The sequence below is a fragment of the Martelella sp. HB161492 genome (assembly GCF_013184775.1).
Classification (GTDB): Bacteria; Pseudomonadota; Alphaproteobacteria; order Rhizobiales; family Rhizobiaceae; genus Martelella.
This window is the reverse complement of record NZ_JAATVV010000040.1, coordinates 1-1151: the sequence shown is the minus strand read 5'-3', so window position 1 is coordinate 1151 and position 1151 is coordinate 1. Positions and strand designations below refer to the sequence as shown.

Annotated in this window: 1 protein-coding gene; it reads left to right on the top strand. The window is 39.2% G+C overall.

The genetic code is table 11. The features are described 5' to 3' along the window. Window positions 1-73: 73 nt before the first annotated feature. Window positions 74-1051, top strand: coding sequence for an IS30 family transposase (locus HCK86_RS23850; RefSeq protein ID WP_176086990.1), 978 nt, complete (start codon window positions 74-76; stop codon window positions 1049-1051). Window positions 1052-1151: the final 100 nt, after the last annotated feature.

Below are 1151 nucleotides of genomic sequence, written 5' to 3'. Positions count from 1 at the left end.
AGCTACGGGCCATCGAAACGCTGACGCGGCCTGCCAGGAGGACTGATTTTGCGAAGCGCATCGTCTGACCGGAATGGAATGCGGCACAAAGAGTAGAAAAGAAGGCTTTTCAGCCAGAAAATTTGCTGAACTCATTAAAAGACATCCTAGTACGATCTATCGTGAGCTTAAAAGAAATAGCATCAATGACGTTTATCAAGCTCGATATGCTTCTGATAACACCTTCGCTAGACGTAGACGTGGTCACAGAAAACTCAAAATCGATTCAATCCTCTGGAAATTTATTGTTGAAGCGATCCGTTGTTTATGGTCTCCTCAGCAAATAGCAAAACGTTTAAAGACATTTCCTGATTTGGATCAAACAATGAATGTAAGCCATACAACGATTTATTCAACGATACGAGCATTACCCAAGGGTGAGTTGAAAAAAGACTTATTATCCTGTCTGCGTCATGAAAATAAAAAGCGAAAAGCTAACGGTGAACCTAAAAAAGATTCTATATTACAGGATATTAAAACTATTCATGAGCGCCCAGCCGAAGTTCAAGAAAGAAAAATACCGGGTCATTGGGAAGCTGATTTAATTAAAGGTAAAGACAATAAAAGTTCGATAGCAACACTTATTGAACGAAATACACGGCTCTGTATCTTGGCAACATTACCTGATGCAAAGGCAGAATCAGTGCGCAAGGCTTTAACTGAAGCTCTGAAATATTTACCTGCAGAACTGCGTAAAACGTTGACCTATGACCGTGGACGCGAGATGTCAGAACATAAAATACTCGAAGAAGATTTAGGCATAGATGTATATTTCTGTGACCCACATTCACCTTGGCAAAAAGGCACATGCGAAAATATGAATGGTTTAATTAGGCAATATTTACCTAAAGGGATTGATTTAAATCAGGCAGATCAGCATTATTTAAATCAAGTTGCCATGTCACTGAATACTCGTCCTAGAAAAGCGTTAGATTGGCTTACACCATTAGAGAAATTTGCTCAGCTTGTTGATTATCATATGGCTTTTGAAACTGTCGCACCTCATGTTTGAATTCGCCATGTATATTTCTGTGACCCACATTCACCTTGGCAAAAAGGCACATGCGAAAATATGAATGGTTTAATTAGGCAATATTTACCTAAAGGGATTG

Coding starts and splice junctions, on each gene's coding strand:
- HCK86_RS23850 (WP_176086990.1), top strand. CDS start 74: ATGGAATGCGGCACAAAGAGTAGAAAAGAAGGCTTTTCAGCCAGAAAA.